Below are 21,147 nucleotides of genomic sequence, written 5' to 3' on the forward strand. Positions count from 1 at the left end.
TTTTGTGTTGTCATTTTTCTATTCTTGAAGAACTTATTTTCATGGTAGTTCAACAAGGAATCGGCACTCCTGTCACTCGTTCATTTCTTACTGTCGTATAAATAAGCCATTTTCTTCAACAATCTCCTTACACTTTTTAAAACCTATTGACGTCTTAGAATAAACAGGAAAAGACAATTCATAATTCCCAATTATCACTGTATCGAGAGAAGGAAAGAAAAAATTTATAAAATACAGCTCATCCACGGAAAGTTTCGTTAAAAAGATAAGGGCTTCCACATCACCTATTTTGTAAATTCCCTTGCTGTTGGAAAACAACTTGCGAAAAAAATTTGCCTCTTCTCGATTTAAACAGCTTAATATATACCTGAACTCTTCTTTTCCAACCCCTTTTTTATAAATATGTACATACACCTCATTATCTTCCATATGAAAAAGTTGAGTAAATGTACTAACAAATTTTGAACCGTACTTTAAATTATGACTTCTTCCCAATAGCTCACTTGCCTCTTCTTCAGTAAGAACACGATTAAATACATCCATAATACCAATAAAAGGATACCCCTTTCTTGGTTCTTCCAGAAGATGAGTATTAAATTTTTTAAACTTTGAATGTAGCATATTAATCTCTTCGTTTGTTGCCAATGTTAACTTCATAATTTTACCCCGTTGTTAATTTTGTTCTAACAATATTTTAGCATCTTCTTCCACTAACCTGCCCCGTTAGTACAATAACTTCAACAAAAATAAGCGATAATCCTTCTTGGACTATCGCTACCCGTTAGTTTAAGTGTAACGGTTCACAATCTTTTTTATAGAGTGTATTCTTTTATTTTCTTTAGCTAAAAATGAATATCAGACACTTTATGGTAGCGTCTGATATTCAGATTATATTGCACCTATCAATTATCGTTATTATCTCAAGGTTTTCAATGCAACGCTCAAGCGTTAACCTGTTCAAGCAAGTATTAAATTGACATTAGTAAGATGTAATAGAGATGGTTTATACGTAGTTTCAAAATCTGTAAATAAAAATAATGTTGGGTGAGTCTTCACATCTGCAATGAATAATTCTCCACAAAACCCTTTTAAATGTTCAGCTGCACGAGCTCGACCAGTTCCCCCATAGCTTACGATACCTACGGCTTTGTTATTCCAAGCTTCACGAGTAGCAATATTCAAGTGTACTTTTTTAATACTCCAGTAATATCTTGATTGTATTCCTGAACAATAAATACGAACCCATACAAGCTGCCAAAAGCCCCCATTCCTATTCTAAACAATTTTTTAAAGCCAGTTCTAGCAGAATATCAATCAATCAATAGATAAACCAACCGCTCTTGTTTCCTACCATCTTTTTATAAAAGTTGAAGTTATTCAAACCTAAAATATTCATCTAATTTTAGATTACCAGTTTAAATTTTTACTTTTCACTTGTGGTACGGTTGGGTTTTGAGCAAGAATTCCACCATCTGCATTAATAACTTGTCCAGTAATGAAATCAGATTCCTCACTTGCTAAGAATAAAGCTAAGTTAGCGATATCACGGGGATTACCAATTCGATTTACTAATTTTGTTTCTTGGTATACTTCAATAAGTTGTTTTAAGCCTTCCGGTGCATTTTCTATAATGAAATCGTTTAAAACCATACCAGGTGCAATTGCGTTACAACGAATACCTTGTTTACCAAATTGCACTGCTGTTGATTTCGTTAAGCCAATTACACCAGCTTTGGCTGCCGCATATGCTGATTTTGTTAGTTCACCAACTTGTCCACCCATAGACGCTGTATTAATGATTGATCCGCCGCCATTTTCTAACATAACTGGAATGGCATATTTTGTCCCCAGCATAACGGATCTTAAATTGTACCGCATTGTTTCATCCCATTCAAAAACATCTAAATCTTTAACATTTAAGTCATTTTTAAAGTCGAGGCGTGCTGCGTTATTATGCAAAATATCTAAACGACCGTAGGTATCGACAGCAGCCTGAATCATTTCTTTGATTTTCTCTTCTTCCCCGATATCAACAAATTGAGCTATTGCTTCTCCATTTTTATCTTTAATTTCCTTTACTACACGCTCTAAAGCTTCCATATTAATATCTGCTGCCACTACTTTTGCACCCTCAGACGCAAATAGTTTTGCAGTCGCTTCTCCCATACCTGAAGCTGCACCTGTGATGATAGCAACTTTGTTTTCTAATCTACCCATAAAAAAGCCTCCCCAATTGCATAATTTTAAAATATATGTTACAAATCAATTATATGAACTATTTTACACTTTGTAAAGAAAATGAATTTGGAGGTTATTCAAATGAGATTGGATGGTAAAGTAGCAATAATTACAGGAGCTGCAAATGGTATGGGAGCAGCTGAAGCTAAATTTTTCGCAAAAGAAGGAGCGAAGATTGTAGCAACAGATTTAAACGAAGAAAAATTAAACGAAGTAGTTTCCGAAATTAAAGCAGCAGGTGGAGAAGCCGTTGCGATTAAACAAAACGTAACATCTGAGGAGGAATGGAAAAATGTTGTTGCAAAAACAGTAGAATTGTATGGTAAAGTAGATGTTTTAGTTAATAACGCTGGTGTTGCAATAAACAAAACAATTGCAAACATGGAAATGGATGAATGGAATTTCGTTATGGACATTAATCTAAATGGCTGTGTTCTTGGAATGAAATACTGTATTCCTGAAATGCAAAAAGCTGGTGGAGGTTCAGTTATTAACATTTCTTCAATTGGTGGTATCGTTGGAATGGCAGGTACAAGCCCATATACTGCTGCTAAAGGTGCCTTACGCTCTTTATCAAAATCAGCAGCAGTTGAATATGCTAAAGATAAAATCCGAGTAAACTCTGTACACCCTGGAATTATTGTAACACCAATGACGGCTCCTACAATGGAAGCAGCAATGCCCTATTATGAAGCCCATACTCAATTACCTTACATGGGAGAACCAGAAGATGTTGCTTATGGTGTACTATTCTTAGCAAGTGATGAATCAAAATTCGTGACTGGAGCTGAATTAGTAATTGACGGTGGTTGGATTGCACTTTAAAAATTTAGTATAGCAACTTTAGATATTCTAAAGTTGCTATTTTTATTTTCATTGAAATCATGCTAGTATTAATATAACAATTAAAGGTGTGATATATATGGAAATAAAGGATCCTCGTCAAATTCTCTCTATAAAAAAATTACAAAAAGCATATTTATCTCTTCTATTACAGGAAAACGAAAATATGTCCATTCAACGGCTTTGCCAAGAAGCACAGGTAACTCGACCAACATTCTATAATTTATATAAAGATTTAATGGATTTACGCATTCATTTATATAATAGTATTCTGGAAGAATTAAGAAAGTCATTGACTATAACCAATCCAAAAAAACTAGAAGATATTGAACCGGAAGAATTACCAGAAAATATGATATTTCTATTCGAACATATTTTACAAAACCATTTGGCATATGAAGTCCTTTTCATTTATAAACCAGACGCTCTTTTTATGGAGGAAGTTAAATTAATTATTTGTCAATATATTGAGGATGGAATATGTGCTTCCCAAAGCACAGAAAAAGATTATCGAATGGAAATTCCATTTATTATCTCTTACACAACAGGTGCCTATTTAGAAAGCATTTTTTGGTGGATCAAAAATAATTATAAGTATACACCTGAAATAATGGCAGCTAAGTTACTTGAAATTTCACTATATGGTCCTTATAAAAATGTGATCAATTGGAAAAAACAAGGAAATTAAAATTAGGCACCCAATCGATTTAATACTCCCCTTAAATACCATTTAAGGGGAGTATATATTTATTTATTTATTTTCTACAGGCTGTTTACGATGGAGCACATGTTTTACTGCACCGATATACTCAGCAAGTGCCCGTTGACTGATGTTCGCTTGTGGTACAACTCCTTCAAATCCGTGATAAGCTCCTGGATATAAATGAAATTCAACATCTACACCTGCTTGACAAAGTTTTTGGATATAATTTAGAGTCTCATCACGAAATGGATCCAATTGTCCAACACATGTGTACGTAAATGGAAGGCCAGATAAATCTGTAGCTCGAGCAGGTGCCGCATACAGAGGGATATTTTCTGTTCCATTTGCACCATTTAAATACATCGTCCAAGCTCTTTGGTTCAAATCATGATTCCAAACCATGTTACCTTTAATTTCAAGACTTGATGGTGTGTTATTCCGATCGTCGATCATTGGGTACAACGGCATTTGGAAACAAATCTCTGGACCTTTCCGATCTCTTGCAAGTAATGATAAGGCAGCTGTTAACCCTCCCCCGGCACTAGAACCTGCCACTCCAATTCGGGAAGGATCTACACCTAAACTAGCAGCATTTCCGGAGAACCATTGTAGTGCTGAATAACAATCCTCCAACCCTGCTGGATATGGATTTTCTGGTGCTAGTCTATAATCGACTGAGATCACTAAACAATTTCCTTCTGTAACAAATCTCTGGCATAATAGATCATCCCCTTCAGGGATTCCGAATACATAACCACCTCCATGTATCCATAATAATCCCGGCAAGAGTTTATTTTTTTGCCTTGGTTCATAAATTCGTACACGAATGGAAGGGTTATCTGTTGGCCCTTGTATCATCCGATTAGATATAGAAACCGAATCGTTAACCGGTTTTTCAATAGATTGAGAGAGTTGAATCATACCTTGTCTTGTTTCTTCAAGATAATCTAAATCTAGTGGTGGGAAAACTTCAAGAACTTCCCTTAATTCAGGATCAATTCTGTTTTTCATAAAAAATTCACCTCTGATAGTATTTTTTAATCAAAATTAATGTATGCGTTTACATTTGTAGGCACCATTTATGTTTTGCTGGTTATGCTGTTAAACCTCCATCTACAGTTACGACAGAACCATTCATATAACTAGCCTCATCAGATACGAGAAAACAAACAACATTGGCTATTTCTTCGGGAGATGCTGGTCTTCTTAGTGGCCCGTTCTGTACTGGATCGGACATATCCATATCCCTTGTCATATTTGTCATTACCCCTCCTGGACAAATCGCATTAATCCTAATTCCCCTTGGTCCGTATTCCGCAGCTGCCGTTTTTGTAAGACCCACTACACCATGTTTACTTGCAGAGTAGCCTCCTAAAAATGGTGTGCTTTGAACTCCCGCTGTAGAAGCTGTGTTTATAATAACCCCTGATTTCTGTTCTTCCATGACCTTGATTACATATTTAAGCCCAAGGAAGGCTCCTTTCAGATTTACTGCAATAATCCGATCAAACGTCTCCTCACTATACTCAGCTAAAGGGGATAGAGTCCCCATAACTCCAGCATTATTAAAAAATACATCTATTCTTCCATATCTTTCTTTTATATTCGTAACAAAATTCTGTACATCCGTACTACTAGATACATCCGCTTGGATAAAAACCCCATTCCCCTCTTGTTCTTTAACAAGTCGAAGGGTTTCTTCTCCACCTGCCTTATCATAATCAACTAATGCAACCAACATACCCTGTTTCGAAAGCTTTAAACTGGCTGCCCTGCCAATACCACTTCCTGCTCCAGTAATGATTGCTACACGATTTGCTAAGCTCATTTCTCCACTCCATTCTCTCAATCATCCAAAAAGATTTGGAACCTTTGTTCGTTTAGAAATATTTGTAGTAAACTTTTATTGCAGGGTCATTCTACTCGAGAGAACAAAACCATCGTATCCCGAAGCTGCAACTTCATTACATTTTTGTTTGTAATAGATAAACCCGCCTAGATAGATTAGAAAACTTCGTGGTTTTCCTTTAATATTCGCACCCGTGTACCAGGAATCCGTTTTTACATAAAGAGTCATTTCTGCTACTTCCCGACAATGCCTGCTCCATTCTTCTTCTGCTTCTCTCGTAGGCTCCAAAATATCAAGGTTGTTTTTAGTGAGATACTCGATACAATCCGCAATCCAATCAACATGCTGCTCAATGGCTGTAGGCATATTCACTAATACGGATGGACTTTCCGGACCAGTAATCATAAAAAAGTTTGGAAATCCAGCTGTACCGAGTCCTAAATAGGTTCTAACCGCTGCTCCATTTTCCCATTTCTCTTTAAGAGTAACCCCGTCTCTGCCTCGAATATCGATATTAAATAATGGACCCGTCATCCCGTCATACCCTGTTGCGAAAACAAGGATGTCCAGTTCATATTCCTCTTCCATTGTTCGAAGTCCGTTTGGAGTGATTTCTACAATTGGATCATTTTTGACATTCACTAAAGTAACATTTTCACGATTAAAAGTTTCGTAATACCCTGTGTCTAAAATTGGACGTTTTGTGCCAAAAAAGTAGTCTGGTAGTAACTTTTTTGCTGTTTCAGGGTTTTTGACTATTTCTTTAATTTTTATTCGTATAAAATCAGCAGCCGTTTTATTTGCCTCTTCATTGGTAAATAAGTCATTATACGTAGATGTAAAGGCAAATCCTCCTTCTTGCCATGCCTTTTCATAAACCTTCATTCGTTCTTCAGAGGATTCTTCAAAGACAGACACATTACGAATTTGAAGCCCATTTCCCGAAGGTGATTCGTGCATAATTCTCTTAATCTCTTCATAGTTATCTTTCGTTTGTTGTATAAACGATGGCTCATAAAGGTAGTTTCTAGCTGGGATTGTATACTGTGGGGTCCGTTGAAATACAGTCAGATGTCCTGCTTCCTTTGCAATTTCAGGGATGGCCTGGACACCGCTCGAACCATTGCCAATTACCCCTACACGCTTGCCTCTGAAATCTACTTTTTCATGTGGCCATTTTCCAGTATGGTACCAATCCCCTTTAAAGCTTTCTAAACCTTTGAAATTAGGAATATTGGCTGCAGAAAGACATCCTACTCCTGAAATAAAAAATTTTGCTGTCACACTTGTCCCATCATTCCTTTGAATATTCCATCTACAGCTTACCTCATCATAATAGGCAGTCGTTATTCGGGTCTCAAACTGAATGTCTTTACGAAGATTAAATTTATAAGCAACATAATTAAGATAACTTAGTATTTCTTTCTGTTCAGGATATTTAGATGTCCAATTCCATTCCTGATAAAGCTCCTTCGAAAATGTATAGTTATAATAAATGCTTTCTATGTCACATTTTGCTCCAGGGTATCGATTCCAGTACCAGACTCCACCCACACCATCACCAGCTTCTATCACGCGAGTGGAAAAGCCCGCCTCTCTTAAGCGGTATAACATGTATAATCCAGAAAAACCCGCACCTATGACAACTGCATCAAAGTCGTTAACATGATTATCTACCATTTTTTCCTCCTTTTTTAATGATTTACTCATCTTAAACAGCTCAACCTACCGCACTCAAAAATAAACATATTTCAAGGTGGTACGTTAATCATAATTTAATTTACAAATTCTGAAAATTCCCTATTTTTAGAATCAAAGTACCCTAAATAATGAGTGATTATCATTTTGTTTTTTATACCTTTATACCTTTTTATATATTTATAAAAGTTAGAATATTTTGTAAAATTCGTGTATAATTAGCTTAAAAAGGGGATGTACTATGGTCTCAAACGATATCATCCAACAAGCACTACAAAGACTAGAGTTACTATTAAGTCACGAGGAAAAGCTTTATAAAATGTTGGAAATCTATATAGAACTTTTCCCTGCAAAAGATTCATACTTAATACGATATTCTCCTCTTGGCTATCTGGGTGAAGGGGTCTTTTATCTTTCTGAAACTGAGGGTGTACATATAGGTGAAATTCGTGAAGATATCCGTTCTTTTCCTATAATCTTTTCTGCAATAAGTGAAAAGAGGGCAAAATACTGTACGGGACTTGAATACCTAAAACAAGTAAGCATTAAATATTCGATATCCTCTCAATTTAACTCTTTGCTAGTCATTCCCATTTGCTACGATTCATTCGTGTTCGGTTATATTTGTAGTTCTGAGTTTGAGGAAAACACAACCATTGACGATAACATTTTATCATCCTTTACCTATTTTGGAAAACTAGTTGGAAAATTGATCATTAGTACACAAGAACACAATGTAGCAAGACTTTTAAGTAAAAGAGAATTAGAAGTAATGCGAAGAATCTCTCTAGGAGAAAGTACCAAAGAAATGGCAAGTACTATGAAAATTAGCGAATTAACAATTAATCAGTATGTAAAAACTGCGATCAAAAAACTGGGAGCACAAAATCGTTCCCATGCGATCGGAGAATTATTCAGAAGAGGATATATTTTATAGTTTTTGTATTAGTTTATTCTTATTTCCAAATAGTTAATTCAATAACGATATTGCTATGATTAAGATAGAAGCAGTAATTGATAAAGAGGGAACAATTTAGATACTTAGTAAATTTATTACTTCAAAAAAGAGATTACCAATAAAACGGCAATTGGGTTAACAGAATGCTGGGTAGCCAAGCATTTTTTTTCATTAGATTCTTCTTTTATACTAATCATTTAATCCTTTTTTCTTGAGAATTTGCAGCATATATTTATCACCCTGTCCTCTCGAGTTTTGTATAGTTTGGCTCCAGAACAGTAAAGAATGTAAGCTCTTTTCCGTCCCGGAGTTTACACTATGATATTTAAGAATCGCATTAAGACTTTCACTAAACTCCCTATCGTATTATAAGGTTAACCAGAATGCTAAATATTTCCGGTTAACCTTATTTATTTTGGTCTTATTATATCAGTAGCCAGGGTAGAACGTAACTGCCCGTGGAGCTTCGACCCCGTCAGCTAAACAGTTCGCCCCCTACTTGTAGAAACATGTTTGAGGCTGGTTGGGACTTAGATCTCGTATAACAAGCGAAGCTGTGACACTGTATGGAGGAATTAAGGGTACTGGCAAAATCGCTTTCCTACTTCCCTCTAACTGTATTTCATACTTACCATTGCCTATAAACTCATCAGCTTCAAAATCAAAAGATTCTCCATTAACAACATCAATAATTAAACCTTCTATATCTGGTTCAACGACTCCACCCTCATAAAGCCCCTTCTTTTTATCCACTCTATTATGAAAATATTCAAGTTTTAAAGTTACTTCTTTTTGAACTTTTTTCATTGTCCATCTCATCACCTTTTTACCACTATTTTAACATTTTCTTGTTCAACTATCCTGCACCGTTACTTCAATAAGAAAAAGCATTACCGTTCTTCCAGTAATGCACCCGATAGTTTAAGTACAACATTTCACAATCTTGCTTTCTTGGATAAAAACTTTTAATGAAAGTTTTATTTTATTTTGTGTAAATATTCTGATTATGTAAAAAAGCTTACTCAAAGAGTAAGCTTAACCACTATAAACACTATCACATGTTCCTGGTTTTGGTTCATAAAAACAATGTTCTTTAAATGCACCAGTATGAGGTTGATCGTACCATGTAGGAGGACACCCTGGCGCCGTTGGATTAAAATACCATAGGGCAAATTTCGCAGGATGATCTCTCCAACCATTTATATTTTGTTGTGCTAATCTTCTTTCAGAAGTTCTTGATTTTTGATAAAATACATTCCCTTTTTGCACTGCTTCAAAAGAAAAATTTCCTCCTTGTACTTGAAATATTGCATCATGAACAGTGGTTACACCTTTGAAATCTAAGCATTGTGCTACAACACGATTTATTATTACATTTCCAACATATAACATTCCTTGTTTTCCTTCGCCTTCTGCTTCTGCTCTCATCATTCTTGCCATTTCATCTACTTCATGACTTCTAGCCCTTACTCTTGGCATTTCATCACCTCCCAAATTAATGTATGAAAAAAAGCCTACATTCATGTCATTGCCTATATAATAAGAATTCTTAGTTTTTATAGCATACAGTTTTTAATTAAAATGAAAACTATTGCATTCTTTTTATACCTTTATACAACTATACCGCTTCAATAGTTGAATAACTAAAAGAAACAGGAACAATCACAATGACGGTTCCTGTTGTTGTTAAAATAATGCACCCGGTAGCTTAAGTACATTTATTCAAAAACTTCTTTCATTTTATTATTTAAAGGTAAGCCCGTATTCAAACAACGCATATAAAAATAGCAGCACCTCCGGTACTATAAACATATCAATTTAAGGAGGTGCTTTTCATATGCCACAACAAAAACTTACAATTGTCCCCGTTTCATTACATCCTGAAAATAATAGTACAGCTGCAACAATTCCAGCAGCACTTTCCTCAAATCCTACTTGTACGATCAAAACCGGCAACGCTGAAATCTCCTTCTTTAACGGCATCGATGAGCGCATCATTCAAACGGTCATAAGGGAGTTGAAAAATCCGTGAAACACGATTATACAAGCGTTAAAAACATTTACATCATTTGCGGTAAAACAGACATGAGAAAAGGCATTGATGGATTAGCCACACTGATTCAAGATTCCTTTGAACTGGATCTATACGGTGATTCCATTTTCTTATTTGCAGGGTGGAGTAAAGATCGCTATAAATGTTTGTATTTCGATGGTGATGGCTTTGCCATGCTTTATAAACGTTTGGATAACGGCAAACTGCAATGGCCTAAAGATGAAAAGGAAGTCCGCAATCTTTCACAACAGGAGTTGCGCTGGCTCCTTGAAGGGTTATCTATCCAGCAGCCAAAGGCGATTCAATCGTCATCAAAAGGTGTGTTCTAAATTCGTTTAGCCACTAATTTTATCTTTATTCCCCTGTTCGAAATAGTTATAATAAAAAGAACGATACCGAACGGGAAAAGTGGTGAAGGATGTGGCGAACGCTTCTTATACGAATGATAATCAATACGAGAAATTAATTCGGTTGCTCGAAGAGCAATTGGCTCATTCGAATCAACAAAATAAAGAATTATCAAAACAGATTGAAGCGTTAACCGATCAAGTGCGCAATTTAACTAAGCTTTTATATGGATCAAAAACTGAAAAAACGAAATGATTCATTACATGATGATATTGAAGTTGAAGCATTTCACTATCATCCAGAAAATACGCAATGTGGCTGTTGCCAAGGACAAATGATTGAAATTGGCAGTACAATCGTACGCGAAGAAGCAGAATTTATTCCGGCAAAAATGATGAAAGTTCAACATATTGAACACGCGTATGAATGTAAAAATTGCAAAGGTGATGCATTTCAAAAGGCGCAAATTAAACGTGGTAAAGCACCACAGCCTCCTATTCAACGCAGCATCGCAAGTCCTAGCGTACTTGCCAAAGTAATTTATGATAAATTTTCACAATACTTACCACTTTATCGTCAGGTAAAGGAATGGGACCGTTATGGCCTTAATACCAATGATAAGAACCTATCGAACTGGGTCATTCGTGCTTCACATGATTGGCTATTGCCTATTTACGAACGAATGAAGTATTTGATGATGACTAAATCGATTTTACATGTCGATGAAACTTACGGACAAATCATCAACCGGTCCGATGGAAAATCGGGCCAAACCAATGCTTATAATTGGGTGTATCGAAGTGTGCCAAGCCAGGGGCCAACAATGACTCTCTTTCAAAGCTCATTATCACGGGCTCGATCTGTTCTTGAAAGTTTCATAGAAGGCTATTCAGGAACAATTGTTTGTGATGGTTATTCTGCCTATGATAAGTTGGAAGGCGTTACCTTCGCAAATTGTTGGGCGCATGTTCGTAGTTATTGGCTGAAAGTAGACAGCAAAAATGGCCAAATTGGTGTGAGCTATTGTGATGATTTATATAGACTCGAAAGGAAATTTAAACATTTGTCTCCGAGTAAGCGCAGGAAAAAACGCCAAAAATATTCGAAGCCAATTGTAGATAAATTTCTTGAATGGGTTGAAAAATCACCATTCTACGGGAAAAATGCCCTCGCGAAAGCCGCTGAATACACATTGAACAGGGGAAATGGCCTTAAAGCATTCTTGAGTGATGGGCGCATTGAAATTGATAATAATCCAGCCGAAAATGCCATCCGTCCCAGCGTTATCGGCAGAAAAAACTGGCTATTTTCGGTCAGCGAAGCTGGCGCAAAAGCAAACGCCATTTGTTTGAGTATCGCAGAAACAGCCAAAAGTAACGGCGTTGATTTCTACGAATACTTAAAGAAACTTTTGACGGATCTACCGAATCTTGGTATCCATCAAACCCCCGAAATTTTAGATGAATACATGCCCTGGTCAAAAATAATTCAGGCAGAATGTAGCAAATAAATGAAATAAGCCGTATATTCGATTGAAAAAATCAGGATATTCGGCTATTTGTGTTGCGTACCGGAAAGGTGCGCTTCTTTTTTTATTTCGGGCTTACATTTAAAGCATCATAATCCTCTTTTTTAAAGGATACAGTTACCCTAGCCAGTCTTTCCGAATTCGGATAGCGGTACAATTGTTGATTGATCTTATCCCTAAAGGTTCAATTATTTGGTAAATCAGATTTAAAATATTAAAACAATCTAAGTCTACTCCATCTTTTAAATGGTTCTTAATGCTAATAACCATTAAGTTATCGATGACTCCAAATTTAGGTTTCTGGGGGGGAATATTGTAAATTTCGCAAAGTCTCTTTACTACTTGTTTAAAAATATCTGAATCCCCAATATTTTTCGCCAAAAAACACCCCTTATTTTTAACTTTTCTACTTATATTCTATCTTAATGTAAATATTGCCTTCTTTAACTAAACTGCCACTTTAGTTTACTTAACATATCAAATTATAATAATTCTTCCTCTGAAACATAATAAATTTTCCAACCTTCATTTGACTTTACCAATATCATTTCACCAAAAAAGGTTGTTTTCCTATAATTTTTACTTGTATGGATCAGTTTGTAATGTGCATAGGAGGTATAATTATTTATAGATACCACTTCAAACTCTAACAAATCTATCTGACCAAAATTCTCAATATTTTGCCTTATGAAATCCTTATCACCATAAGTTACTTTAATAAAATAATCACTTAAGGTTTGAATATAACCTTCGGCATCTTTTTCATTTATTGCAGTAATCATCGAACTAACTAGAAAAGTTACTTCTCTCTCATCAGTTGTGTTAAACCCTGTTAACAATATACTGCAAATAAAAACTAGAATAATTAGAAGTTTCTTCATCAAATTATTCACACCAATTTACAAACCTTTCCAGACACTGCATTTACCCTATATAATTTCTGCATTTAAATACCAAAAGAGCTTTAAATCTACTTAGACTAAAGCACTCTTCCCTTTTTAAACTACATTATAAAAGTTCTAAATTTCCTTAGCTATTCCTGCCAGATAAACACTCCTATTAGATATTTTCTCGAAGGTTATCAATTGACATCGTTACACCTCTCAGTTGGGTTTATATCAGGAATCATTCCCTTTAGGCATATTTTTATACATATATTATGCAATTTGGCATAAGGAAACTTTTTTTCATTCATTTTTGCTATGATATTTATACTTAAACAAATATATAAAAAGCTTAATTATAAAACATAAAATGAGGGTTTTGTATGAATAATTTGGGAGAAAGAATTAGAAGAATAAGATTAAGTAAAGACATATCAACTGAACAACTTGCAATCCTTGTTGGTGTTAATCAATCCACAATTAGTAGAATTGAAAGTAATGTACGTTCTACGTCAATTGAAACCCTTTTCAAAATTTGTGAAGCATTTGAAATAACGATAGTCGATTTATTTGAGGATAATAAAAATCTTCCTCCAGATTTGTTAAACCTGATTATTACTGCAAAAAAGTTAAGCCCACAACAAAGGAAAAAAATCACAGAAATGATTGAGTCATTAATTAACTAGTTAGAGTTGTTTATAAAAAAATTCCCTTATAAAAAACAAACAGACTAGAATAGCTTATATATAGGTTAGTTTACTCGAACATTTGAATATAAAAGAAACCCACATAGTAGACATATCTAATATGTGGGTTTCTTATTTACTTTTTATTGAACTAAAGCACCCGTTGGGTAAGAACCTTATCTTTTGTTTAGTTAACAAGGAGGACAACCTGATATTAATCATTTTGTTTTGTTTTAATTCTATCAACAATTATTCGTGTCAGGACAAAGGATATTAAAATAGGAGAAGTAGTAATTGCACTCCTAAGATATTCATTTAGAGAAGGATTAAAATACCAAAGTAACCCAAATATTATCACTGCCGATACTGCATAGATTGATAATCCTAATATTAACTGTTTACCTACACTCATATTGCCTCATAATTGATAACGCCAATAAAGCAATAAAATTATTCGATAATGTAGGAGTTTCCTTATGAGGTATGACAAAAAATATTGGATTCTATTTCCACCATTTATCATTACTGCTCTAGTATTAGCTATTTATCTTCCAGCTGAAAAAAGGTTTTATTCACCCTTTGTAGGCATTGCTTTTTGGATTACGTATTATTGCTGGAAATATATTGAGAACAAAAGAAGTACCAAATAAATTTTATTGCTTACTTGTTAATTCCTTTTGTTGATTAGTTAAACAGAAATATTTTGAGATGGTTTATCTTAATCACAACTTAATTTTTATGTCGTATTTTGTGTCAAATGTGACAGAAAAATAGACGGATTTTCATATTTCTTGTTCAACTAAACTGCTTCGTTAGCACAAAAAGAAAAGCTGCCACAATTGGCAGCTCTGATCTTTCGCTAAAGCACCCGTTCGTAAATAAGAAATCACTTTTTTTTGACTTTTTTACCCCAAAAAACAATACCTAAAGAGAGTCCTAATGCCACTGAAAAGGGTGTAATGACGTTTAGATTATGTTTAAAAATAGCATTAGATATTAAACCTACCATAAATAAAACCGAAAAATTCAGAAAAAACCTATATAATGGTTTCAATATTTTGTATCTCCTTAAGAAAAACTTTTCATATACAATAATTATTCCATGCTTGATGTAAGTAATCCTTCTTAAAGTAAACTGCCCCGTTAGCACAAGAAGGCGACTGCCCTTATTGGACAATCGCACCAGTTATTGAAGAACTTTACTGTTAATTTGGGGTTTTAAGTACCTTTTGCATAAATAGTTCGGGATTAACATTCTGTTCAAAACCATATTGACTATATAATGAATGTGCATCATTCGTAGCTAACATAAATCTACGAACACCCTGTAATTCGGAATGATTTGTGATAATATCCATTAACCATTTTGATAACCCTAATTTCCGATAATCTTGCAATATAAAAACATCACAAAGATAAGCGAACGTTGTTAAATCAGTAATTACCCTTGCAAAACCAACTTGTTCAAAACCGTCTTTTCCTGCTTCACCTTTATAAACTCCAAAACATAGCGGAGAATTTTCAATTGCCTTTTTTACTATTTGCTTGGGTATGCCCTTTGACCAGTATGCTTCTTGACTCAAGAAGCTATGTATTAACGGTAAATCTAAATACTCCTTATTTGTGGAAATTGAAAATCCTTTATTAACCCACATATCCAATTTAAGTCCCCCTTAATTTTTTAAAATAAATTAAACTACTGAACTAAATTTTGTTCAATTAATCTGCCACGTTACTTGAACAAAGAAAAAGCGGTTCTTCGTTATTCAAGCATCGCCCCCAGTTTAATACCTATAATAGAATTCAAATCGAACGTAAAAAGTCTAACCTTCCACGTCATCTATATCTACAATGATACTGTTTAACAATTGGATTAAAGGGTATAAAAATATAAACAAGGAGGATGAGTCATTATGATTTTAAATAAGATTGTTGGCACATTAGCAATAGGTGGAGCTGCTTACCTGTTGAGGAATAAGGACTCTCGCACTAAAGCCATAAATCAAATAAAAAGCATTGCCTCTCCAGAAAACATCGAAGAGATAAAGAGCAAAATCCAATCATTGTACAACCAGAATTTAAAAGGGAATCCTAGCCAACCGAAGTAATTTGAGGCTTTGTCAGACCCAGCAGACCCAGACCACGCAACGACAGAAAGAGCTGCAGCAGAAAGACCCTAATGAGACCTACCCATAGTCAAATCTTAAAAAGGAATCAGTTGAATGGCTGATTCCCTTTTTGTTTATAGAATAGAAACAGACTAGTTTTATCTCGTTCTATTGTTGCTGCTTGTTCAACTAATGCTACCCGATAGTTTAAGAAGAAATCTTTAAAGTTGGATATCTAAATTTAAAGTCCCATTCAATATTTATCTGATTTTCTCCGCCAACTCTAAAATAATTCCCTCTGGACCACGAACGTAGCATAACTTATAACTTTCTTCATATTGCTGTATCTCACTAAAGATTTCTGTGCCCTTCTTTTTCAATTTTGCAACAATAGCTTCAATATCTTCAACAGCAAAGCAAATATGTCGGATACCCAGCGTATTTGCAAAAGGTTGCTGAATATCTTTTTCATCTGACGGCGTATAAAATTTGACTAGCTCTATCCATGCCTGACCATCTGGCATCCCCAATCCTACACATGCCGTTTTAACATCATTAAGCCCAACTATTCTGTCCAACTGTTCTCCATCCAATTCCCATTCCGCTTGCACTTCAAGTCCTAAATCAAGAAAAAACGCTTTAGCCTCTGAAAGATCATTTACGTTTATACTCACATGATCTATTCTATGGATCTTCATATCTCATACCTCCTATGTTCCTGTTATTTCAATACCTGTATTCGTTTATGGTTTGTTTGTAATTCTAATTCGCTTAAAACAGAAAATATCCTTCTTCAACAAACCTGCCACGTTCGTGGAACAAGCAAAAAAAAGCTGCCGCAGCAGCCACCGTCTTTAACTCTTGCTACCCGTTGAAGAAATTCAATCTTTAATTGATAACAATGTTTTTAGTTTATCATTGAATACATTATCTTCTATCCATTCGCTAATTTCATCTTCAATTTTTTCTCTACGTTCAGCTTCAGTTTCATCTTCCGTATAAATATATTCATCATCAATTCGTGCCCTTGCTTCCGATATTTTTAATATCATTTCAAAGAATTTTTTTATTTCCTTTTTCTCGATTTCATTATCAACGTCCATTCTTTCAAATAAAGCTGTATTCACATCGTCCAATAATGTAAATCCTTTAAAGATAAAATACATTCCAGCATAAAGTTTTCGTTCTTCATCTTCTGTAAATATAACTGCCACTAATTTCCACCTCTTATTACAATCTTAACCGAATTTTTTTCAACTATTCTGCATCGTTACTTCAAGAAGAAGGTGCGTTCCTTCGTTATTGAAGTATCGCACCTTTTAGTTTAATAAGGACAGTTCTGACTTTGTTAAAACTTATGTAACCAAAATTTCAACCAAACAAAATCAAAAATCATAAGGATGCCTATCCCCAATAATATATAACCTGCAATTCTATGTTTTTTCATATATGCTTCAACCCCACCCACAATGACACCACAAAAAAAGAAAAGACCGCCCAATCTGTTAATCCATAATGTAAACGGAGTCTCTGGTGCGACTAAGAATGCGTGGATAATGAACATAACAACTCCTGTTATCATCAACAAACGCCTCAATACGGTAACCCACTTGCGTTGGTTCAATTTGTTCACCCTCCACGATGATTTACGTTTTATGCAAACAGTATCTTATATTCGATGTTTTAATTCCCAAATCCTTCTTCCGCTAACCTGCCCGTTACTTCAAGAAGAAAAAAAAGCCGCCGCAGCGATCCATTCTTGAACTCTTGCCCCCGTTGAAGAAGAACTTTAGATTCTAAATAAAGCGATATTTACGTGAAGATTGCGTGATAATCCAAATAATCGTTAACCCAACAACGAGGTACCACATTATATTAGAAGGAACTATGAACATTAAAACACCAAGTAATATAACTGTTAAAGAGCTAGCTGTAATTTATTGTACACTCGTAAATTTATCTTGAATAATATTAAATAAAGTGAATGGTAGTGCTAAAGTAAACATCGGAATATAAATTGTTACAAAAGCATAAAAAGTAAAAAGCCTTTAAACGTAAAAATGTACGTTTTAAGGCTGTAAACTCTTAACCTGTCTTCATCCACTAATTGACTCATTAATTCCACTAAGTAAATAGATTATGGAAGGAGGAGAGACAAAATGAAGAAACCTGTAAAGTGGGGAGCTATTGTTGTAGGAGCAATAATCAGTGTATGGATTATATACAGCATTTTTAGTGGGTCTCATATATTCAAAAACGGTTGGTAAAGCTGCACTCAATGGGTAGTTTTTTTTTCTATTTTCTATCCTTGATACTACTGGGTTTAGAGCTGTTTGACTGGGCGTTCATTTATCGAAACAGATATTGTTGCTGTAGCTGTTGGATTATCAAAGATTTCGTTTATAGGATAATCTTGTGCTAACGATTGAATTAAATATGTGTAACTTTAAAATAAAGATTGATAAAAAACTGCCTTCAATCCCATATACACCAACAAATAGAAAACCGTTAGTTCAAAAAAAGATTGTTCAAAATGACGGTTTTCCATTTGATTAAATATAAATTGTTTATAATAAAGTTTGATCATTTCTTATTGAACTAAAGCTCCCCGTTTGTTTAAGTACAATGATTCACAAACTACAAACTATTATGGACTATTTATTGATTAAATCCGTACCATATGAGTTATCTATGGCACAAAGCCACTCACCTTGTGGACCTCTTTTAAACACATATGTTGCTCGTCTATCCATTGAGTATTCATTGTCATTTTTATCAGCTTCAAGCAAGGTTTCGGATATAACAAGGGCAGTGTCGCCAGCTTCTAAAACAATCATTTCCCCTTGTGTTGGGACAAGTCTGTTATTGAAATATTTCGCAATTTTAATAAATGCTGTTTTAATTTCCTCTTTTCCTCTTGCAATCATTCCCGGTTTTATAACCAAGATTGCATCATCCGTATAGTAATTCATTAGCGTATCAAAATCTTCCTGTTTTATTGCGATATCACATTTTTTAATAAATCCCTTTAATTCGTGTTCCAAAATATCCCTCCTTATCTCAGTTAATATATTCTCCATTTATTGCTACTATCCTTCTTCATCTAACCTGCATCGTTAGTGACATAAGAAAAAGCTGCCTAAAATGGCAGCCGTATCTTTAGCTCTTGCACCCGTTTGTTGAAGTACATTTCTTCACAATCTTGGGCTAATTATTGACTATTTCTTTTTTTATAAAACAAATAAATGACACCAATGAACAAAACAACTCCAATACAATACACCAATAAATTTTTCACAATATATTTCTTATGGTCATCCTCACCGCTACCAGCATATTTGCCGTCATATTTAGCTTTAATAAATGATTCTTTGCTTTCTTTTATTGCAATGGCTTCGTTTGTTTTTATACCTTTAACTTCATAGTATTCAGTTCCTCTTGGAAACTGATTTGAAAAATTTCCGCTATAAGTTCCTTCGTGGTCTGAATACTTTGTTACCTCACCTATTTTCTTACCGATTTTATTGGGTTCGATATGTGTTTCTGAAACAACATAGATGTTACCATTGTACACAACAAAGGCGTATGCCCAACTTGCATAAGTATTACTAATGAGAAAAGTACAAGCGATTAGAAAAACGAAAACTACACTTATTATCCTTTTCAACTACATCCCCCCTATATTATAAGACTAATTCAGCATTAATATGGTTTCATCGTTTATTTATTTTAATTTTTAATTCTTATCTCAAGCATTTTAATGTTCAGAAAACCATATTGAACTAACCTGACCTTTAGTCGAAGGAGAAAAAAGCCATACTCCTTATTGAAGAAAAGCTACCCGTTTGTTTAAGTACATTTCTTCACATTCTCTATTAACAAATTAAATGCACTTTTTACACTTGTACTTTACCATTTTGTTTTTTCGATAAGCGTTCACCAATAATAGCTATTCCACCAGCAAAAACAATCCCCAAAAATATATGGGACATAAATAATAGAGTCAACAGTGATGTATCCTTCGGTGAAATATTGATATTTGTATGTCCAATATAGTAGGCAGCCGAGTATTTGCTAATCATTAGCATTGAAAAGGAGCCTAAAATCCCCCCGAAAACACCAATAATTAATAATTTATACTTTAATTTCACATACATCACTCCCCGAAAAGTTAATAATATCTTTCCTAAGTTTATCTCTTTTCCAATAAATAAATAGTAGTTAAAATGTAATTATTTTGAATTTTTCCTTACAGTTTAACCACCTATATATTTCAATTGAACTAAACTGCCAAGTTACTTGAGGAAGAAAAAGGCTTTACTCCTGTTGAAGTAAATGCTCCTTATATACAGTATCAGCAAACAAAACCTTGGATGATGCACCTTTTATCTTTGTTTATATGTATCCATAGATAAGTGTTTAAGGTCTTGTTTTTGAGTCTCCGTGTGTAATTGTTCATTAAAAAATGATGAATATGGCAATAATTTTAATGAATATAACAAAAGCCCCAAAAACATATTTTGCAAATTTCATATGTATCAGTTGGTTCTTCATCAAAGGTTTTGTATCCACAACAAGGACAAGTGTACTTCACGTTTATCACCTCAATTCAAGAAAAGCCTCCGTTAATTGGAATAATGGATGTGATTGTTTTTCAATTACCAGCTTCCAATTCATCTGCAAACTTAACCATTTCTTCTTGTATCTGGTTAGCTAAATTAGGATTAGTAAAGATATAAATATCAGGTGCTTCAGGACTATCAAAAGCATTTATGATTAGTTTAGTCTTTTTGTCTCGATAAACTATATCGAATTTACCAACCTCATACCCATCATCGGGTTCCATTTTTCCTATCTCTTCTTGTACTTGGCTAATTTCTTTTTTCGAAAAACCTGACTCTATTAATGGGCTAATACGTTGTAAAAAAGTTTTAACATTGTTCATATCGAAATTCATTGATGCTTCTTCTAGGTTTTTATCTTGAATTTTTGGTGCAGCAGTATCACTACAACCTCCAAGAAAGATAAATAACCCAATAATAATTACCGCACTTTTCAATTTCATCCTACGACCCCGTTTTTATAATATTATTATTTACCACTTTTATTATTTTCGACTTAAAACGAAGGTTAAGCATTGCCTCTCCAGAAAACATCGAAGAGATATAGAGCAAAATCCAATCATTGTACAATCAGAATTTAAAAGGGAATCCTAGCCAACCGAAGTAATTTGAGTCTTTGTCAGACCCAG

24 protein-coding genes and 3 pseudogenes are annotated in these 21,147 nt (G+C 34.4%); 8 read left to right on the plus strand and 19 right to left on the minus strand.

Annotated features, from left to right (window positions below; translation table 11 throughout):
• Positions 1–87: 87 nt before the first annotated feature.
• The 3 genes and pseudogenes from BSO02S_RS22805 to BSO02S_RS22815 form a co-directional block, all read right to left on the minus strand.
• Complete coding sequence (locus BSO02S_RS22805) at positions 88–657, minus strand: hypothetical protein (protein ID WP_066073125.1); 570 nt, start codon at positions 655–657, stop codon at positions 88–90.
• A 300-nt stretch (positions 658–957) separates the two neighbouring features.
• Positions 958–1,253, minus strand: a pseudogene (locus BSO02S_RS28125) (NADPH-dependent FMN reductase); the annotation flags it as partial.
• A 154-nt stretch (positions 1,254–1,407) separates the two neighbouring features.
• Positions 1,408–2,217, minus strand: coding sequence for an SDR family NAD(P)-dependent oxidoreductase (locus BSO02S_RS22815; RefSeq protein WP_066073131.1), 810 nt, complete (start codon positions 2,215–2,217; stop codon positions 1,408–1,410).
• 102 nt (positions 2,218–2,319) lie between these two features.
• Between BSO02S_RS22815 and BSO02S_RS22820 the strand changes: the two genes are divergently transcribed.
• Positions 2,320–3,063, plus strand: a complete 744-nt coding sequence (locus tag BSO02S_RS22820; protein WP_066073134.1) for an SDR family NAD(P)-dependent oxidoreductase — start codon at positions 2,320–2,322, stop codon at positions 3,061–3,063.
• 97 nt (positions 3,064–3,160) lie between these two features.
• Positions 3,161–3,769, plus strand: coding sequence for a TetR/AcrR family transcriptional regulator (locus BSO02S_RS22825; RefSeq protein ID WP_066073136.1), 609 nt, complete (start codon positions 3,161–3,163; stop codon positions 3,767–3,769).
• A gap of 63 nt (positions 3,770–3,832) precedes the next feature.
• Here the strand turns inward: BSO02S_RS22825 and BSO02S_RS22830 are convergent, their stop codons facing one another.
• From BSO02S_RS22830 to BSO02S_RS22840, 3 genes are all read right to left on the minus strand, one after another.
• Complete coding sequence (locus BSO02S_RS22830; RefSeq protein ID WP_066073138.1) at positions 3,833–4,795, minus strand: alpha/beta hydrolase; 963 nt, start codon at positions 4,793–4,795, stop codon at positions 3,833–3,835.
• An 82-nt stretch (positions 4,796–4,877) separates the two neighbouring features.
• Positions 4,878–5,612 carry an SDR family NAD(P)-dependent oxidoreductase gene (locus BSO02S_RS22835; RefSeq protein WP_066073141.1) on the minus strand — a complete coding sequence of 245 codons (735 nt, stop codon included), beginning with the start codon at positions 5,610–5,612 and terminating at the stop codon, positions 4,878–4,880.
• A gap of 75 nt (positions 5,613–5,687) precedes the next feature.
• Positions 5,688–7,313: a flavin-containing monooxygenase gene (locus BSO02S_RS22840; RefSeq protein ID WP_066073143.1), complete on the minus strand. Its 1,626-nt coding sequence runs from the start codon at positions 7,311–7,313 to the stop codon at positions 5,688–5,690.
• Between the two features lie 259 nt (positions 7,314–7,572).
• Here BSO02S_RS22840 and BSO02S_RS22845 point away from each other — a divergent pair, with 259 nt between their 5' ends.
• Complete coding sequence (locus BSO02S_RS22845) at positions 7,573–8,268, plus strand: response regulator transcription factor (RefSeq protein WP_066073146.1); 696 nt, start codon at positions 7,573–7,575, stop codon at positions 8,266–8,268.
• A gap of 516 nt (positions 8,269–8,784) precedes the next feature.
• Here the strand turns inward: BSO02S_RS22845 and BSO02S_RS22850 are convergent.
• Positions 8,785–9,096 (minus strand): hypothetical protein, encoded by a 312-nt coding sequence (locus tag BSO02S_RS22850; RefSeq protein WP_066073149.1) that lies wholly within the window; start codon positions 9,094–9,096, stop codon positions 8,785–8,787.
• Between the two features lie 228 nt (positions 9,097–9,324).
• Positions 9,325–9,768: a cell wall hydrolase gene (locus tag BSO02S_RS22855; protein WP_066073153.1), complete on the minus strand. Its 444-nt coding sequence runs from the start codon at positions 9,766–9,768 to the stop codon at positions 9,325–9,327.
• 358 nt (positions 9,769–10,126) lie between these two features.
• On the opposite strand from BSO02S_RS22855, the gene BSO02S_RS22860 reads away from it, so the two are divergent.
• From BSO02S_RS22860 to tnpC, 3 genes and pseudogenes are all read left to right on the plus strand, one after another.
• Positions 10,127–10,321, plus strand: a complete 195-nt coding sequence (locus BSO02S_RS22860; protein ID WP_066073155.1) for a hypothetical protein — start codon at positions 10,127–10,129, stop codon at positions 10,319–10,321.
• Entirely contained in the window at positions 10,318–10,671 is a 354-nt protein-coding gene (gene tnpB / locus BSO02S_RS22865; protein WP_218010617.1) for an IS66 family insertion sequence element accessory protein TnpB, read from the plus strand. Before BSO02S_RS22860 ends, tnpB begins: the two co-directional genes overlap by 4 nt.
• Before the next feature lie 91 nt (positions 10,672–10,762).
• Positions 10,763–12,200 (plus strand): annotated as a pseudogene (gene tnpC, locus BSO02S_RS22870) (IS66 family transposase).
• Positions 12,201–12,335: 135 nt separating this feature from the next.
• Here the strand turns inward: tnpC and BSO02S_RS22875 are convergent.
• Together BSO02S_RS22875 and BSO02S_RS22880 are read right to left on the minus strand one after the other, a co-directional pair.
• Entirely contained in the window at positions 12,336–12,599 is a 264-nt protein-coding gene (locus BSO02S_RS22875) for a hypothetical protein (RefSeq protein ID WP_066073158.1), read from the minus strand.
• 101 nt (positions 12,600–12,700) lie between these two features.
• On the minus strand, positions 12,701–13,099 hold the full coding sequence (locus tag BSO02S_RS22880; RefSeq protein ID WP_066073161.1) for a hypothetical protein: 399 nt from the start codon (positions 13,097–13,099) through the stop codon (positions 12,701–12,703).
• A 386-nt stretch (positions 13,100–13,485) separates the two neighbouring features.
• Here BSO02S_RS22880 and BSO02S_RS22885 point away from each other — a divergent pair, with 386 nt between their 5' ends.
• Entirely contained in the window at positions 13,486–13,788 is a 303-nt protein-coding gene (locus BSO02S_RS22885) for a helix-turn-helix domain-containing protein (RefSeq protein ID WP_066073163.1), read from the plus strand.
• A gap of 1,205 nt (positions 13,789–14,993) precedes the next feature.
• On the opposite strand, the gene BSO02S_RS22890 is transcribed toward BSO02S_RS22885, so the two are convergent.
• A complete protein-coding gene (locus tag BSO02S_RS22890) occupies positions 14,994–15,443 on the minus strand; it encodes a GNAT family N-acetyltransferase (RefSeq protein ID WP_066073209.1) in 450 nt (149 codons plus the stop codon).
• A 258-nt stretch (positions 15,444–15,701) separates the two neighbouring features.
• On the opposite strand from BSO02S_RS22890, the gene BSO02S_RS22895 reads away from it, so the two are divergent.
• Positions 15,702–15,896, plus strand: coding sequence for a hypothetical protein (locus BSO02S_RS22895; protein WP_066073166.1), 195 nt, complete (start codon positions 15,702–15,704; stop codon positions 15,894–15,896).
• 260 nt (positions 15,897–16,156) lie between these two features.
• Here BSO02S_RS22895 and BSO02S_RS22900 read toward each other — a convergent pair whose 3' ends face one another.
• From BSO02S_RS22900 to BSO02S_RS22930, 8 genes and pseudogenes are all read right to left on the minus strand, one after another.
• Entirely contained in the window at positions 16,157–16,594 is a 438-nt protein-coding gene (locus BSO02S_RS22900) for a VOC family protein (RefSeq protein WP_066073169.1), read from the minus strand.
• Between the two features lie 183 nt (positions 16,595–16,777).
• Positions 16,778–17,110: a hypothetical protein gene (locus tag BSO02S_RS22905; RefSeq protein WP_066073172.1), complete on the minus strand. Its 333-nt coding sequence runs from the start codon at positions 17,108–17,110 to the stop codon at positions 16,778–16,780.
• Between the two features lie 134 nt (positions 17,111–17,244).
• A complete protein-coding gene (locus BSO02S_RS22910) occupies positions 17,245–17,520 on the minus strand; it encodes a hypothetical protein (RefSeq protein WP_066073175.1) in 276 nt (91 codons plus the stop codon).
• Positions 17,521–18,550: 1,030 nt separating this feature from the next.
• Complete coding sequence (locus BSO02S_RS22915) at positions 18,551–18,940, minus strand: YybH family protein (RefSeq protein ID WP_066073178.1); 390 nt, start codon at positions 18,938–18,940, stop codon at positions 18,551–18,553.
• Positions 18,941–19,107: 167 nt separating this feature from the next.
• On the minus strand, positions 19,108–19,563 hold the full coding sequence (locus tag BSO02S_RS27700) for a hypothetical protein (RefSeq protein ID WP_174524269.1): 456 nt from the start codon (positions 19,561–19,563) through the stop codon (positions 19,108–19,110).
• 229 nt (positions 19,564–19,792) lie between these two features.
• Positions 19,793–20,047, minus strand: coding sequence for a hypothetical protein (locus tag BSO02S_RS22925; RefSeq protein ID WP_066073181.1), 255 nt, complete (start codon positions 20,045–20,047; stop codon positions 19,793–19,795).
• Positions 20,048–20,403: 356 nt separating this feature from the next.
• Positions 20,404–20,490: pseudogene (locus BSO02S_RS26645) on the minus strand (CPCC family cysteine-rich protein); the annotation flags it as partial.
• Between the two features lie 60 nt (positions 20,491–20,550).
• A complete protein-coding gene (locus tag BSO02S_RS22930; RefSeq protein WP_066073184.1) occupies positions 20,551–20,961 on the minus strand; it encodes a hypothetical protein in 411 nt (136 codons plus the stop codon).
• Positions 20,962–21,147: the final 186 nt, after the last annotated feature.

Source organism: Neobacillus soli NBRC 102451 (assembly GCF_001591665.1).
Lineage (GTDB): Bacteria > Bacillota > Bacilli > Bacillales > Cytobacillaceae > Neobacillus > Neobacillus soli.

Coding starts and splice junctions, on each gene's coding strand:
- BSO02S_RS22930 (WP_066073184.1), bottom strand. CDS start 20,961: ATGAAATTGAAAAGTGCGGTAATTATTATTGGGTTATTTATCTTTCTT.
- BSO02S_RS22885 (WP_066073163.1), top strand. CDS start 13,486: ATGAATAATTTGGGAGAAAGAATTAGAAGAATAAGATTAAGTAAAGAC.
- BSO02S_RS22890 (WP_066073209.1), bottom strand. CDS start 15,443: ATGTGGGTTAATAAAGGATTTTCAATTTCCACAAATAAGGAGTATTTA.
- BSO02S_RS22895 (WP_066073166.1), top strand. CDS start 15,702: ATGATTTTAAATAAGATTGTTGGCACATTAGCAATAGGTGGAGCTGCT.
- BSO02S_RS22860 (WP_066073155.1), top strand. CDS start 10,127: ATGCCACAACAAAAACTTACAATTGTCCCCGTTTCATTACATCCTGAA.
- BSO02S_RS22840 (WP_066073143.1), bottom strand. CDS start 7,313: ATGGTAGATAATCATGTTAACGACTTTGATGCAGTTGTCATAGGTGCG.
- BSO02S_RS22805 (WP_066073125.1), bottom strand. CDS start 657: ATGAAGTTAACATTGGCAACAAACGAAGAGATTAATATGCTACATTCA.
- BSO02S_RS22855 (WP_066073153.1), bottom strand. CDS start 9,768: ATGCCAAGAGTAAGGGCTAGAAGTCATGAAGTAGATGAAATGGCAAGA.
- BSO02S_RS22845 (WP_066073146.1), top strand. CDS start 7,573: ATGGTCTCAAACGATATCATCCAACAAGCACTACAAAGACTAGAGTTA.
- BSO02S_RS22880 (WP_066073161.1), bottom strand. CDS start 13,099: ATGAAGAAACTTCTAATTATTCTAGTTTTTATTTGCAGTATATTGTTA.
- BSO02S_RS22830 (WP_066073138.1), bottom strand. CDS start 4,795: ATGAAAAACAGAATTGATCCTGAATTAAGGGAAGTTCTTGAAGTTTTC.
- BSO02S_RS22820 (WP_066073134.1), top strand. CDS start 2,320: ATGAGATTGGATGGTAAAGTAGCAATAATTACAGGAGCTGCAAATGGT.
- BSO02S_RS22835 (WP_066073141.1), bottom strand. CDS start 5,612: ATGAGCTTAGCAAATCGTGTAGCAATCATTACTGGAGCAGGAAGTGGT.
- BSO02S_RS22825 (WP_066073136.1), top strand. CDS start 3,161: ATGGAAATAAAGGATCCTCGTCAAATTCTCTCTATAAAAAAATTACAA.
- BSO02S_RS22815 (WP_066073131.1), bottom strand. CDS start 2,217: ATGGGTAGATTAGAAAACAAAGTTGCTATCATCACAGGTGCAGCTTCA.
- BSO02S_RS22900 (WP_066073169.1), bottom strand. CDS start 16,594: ATGAAGATCCATAGAATAGATCATGTGAGTATAAACGTAAATGATCTT.
- BSO02S_RS22850 (WP_066073149.1), bottom strand. CDS start 9,096: ATGAAAAAAGTTCAAAAAGAAGTAACTTTAAAACTTGAATATTTTCAT.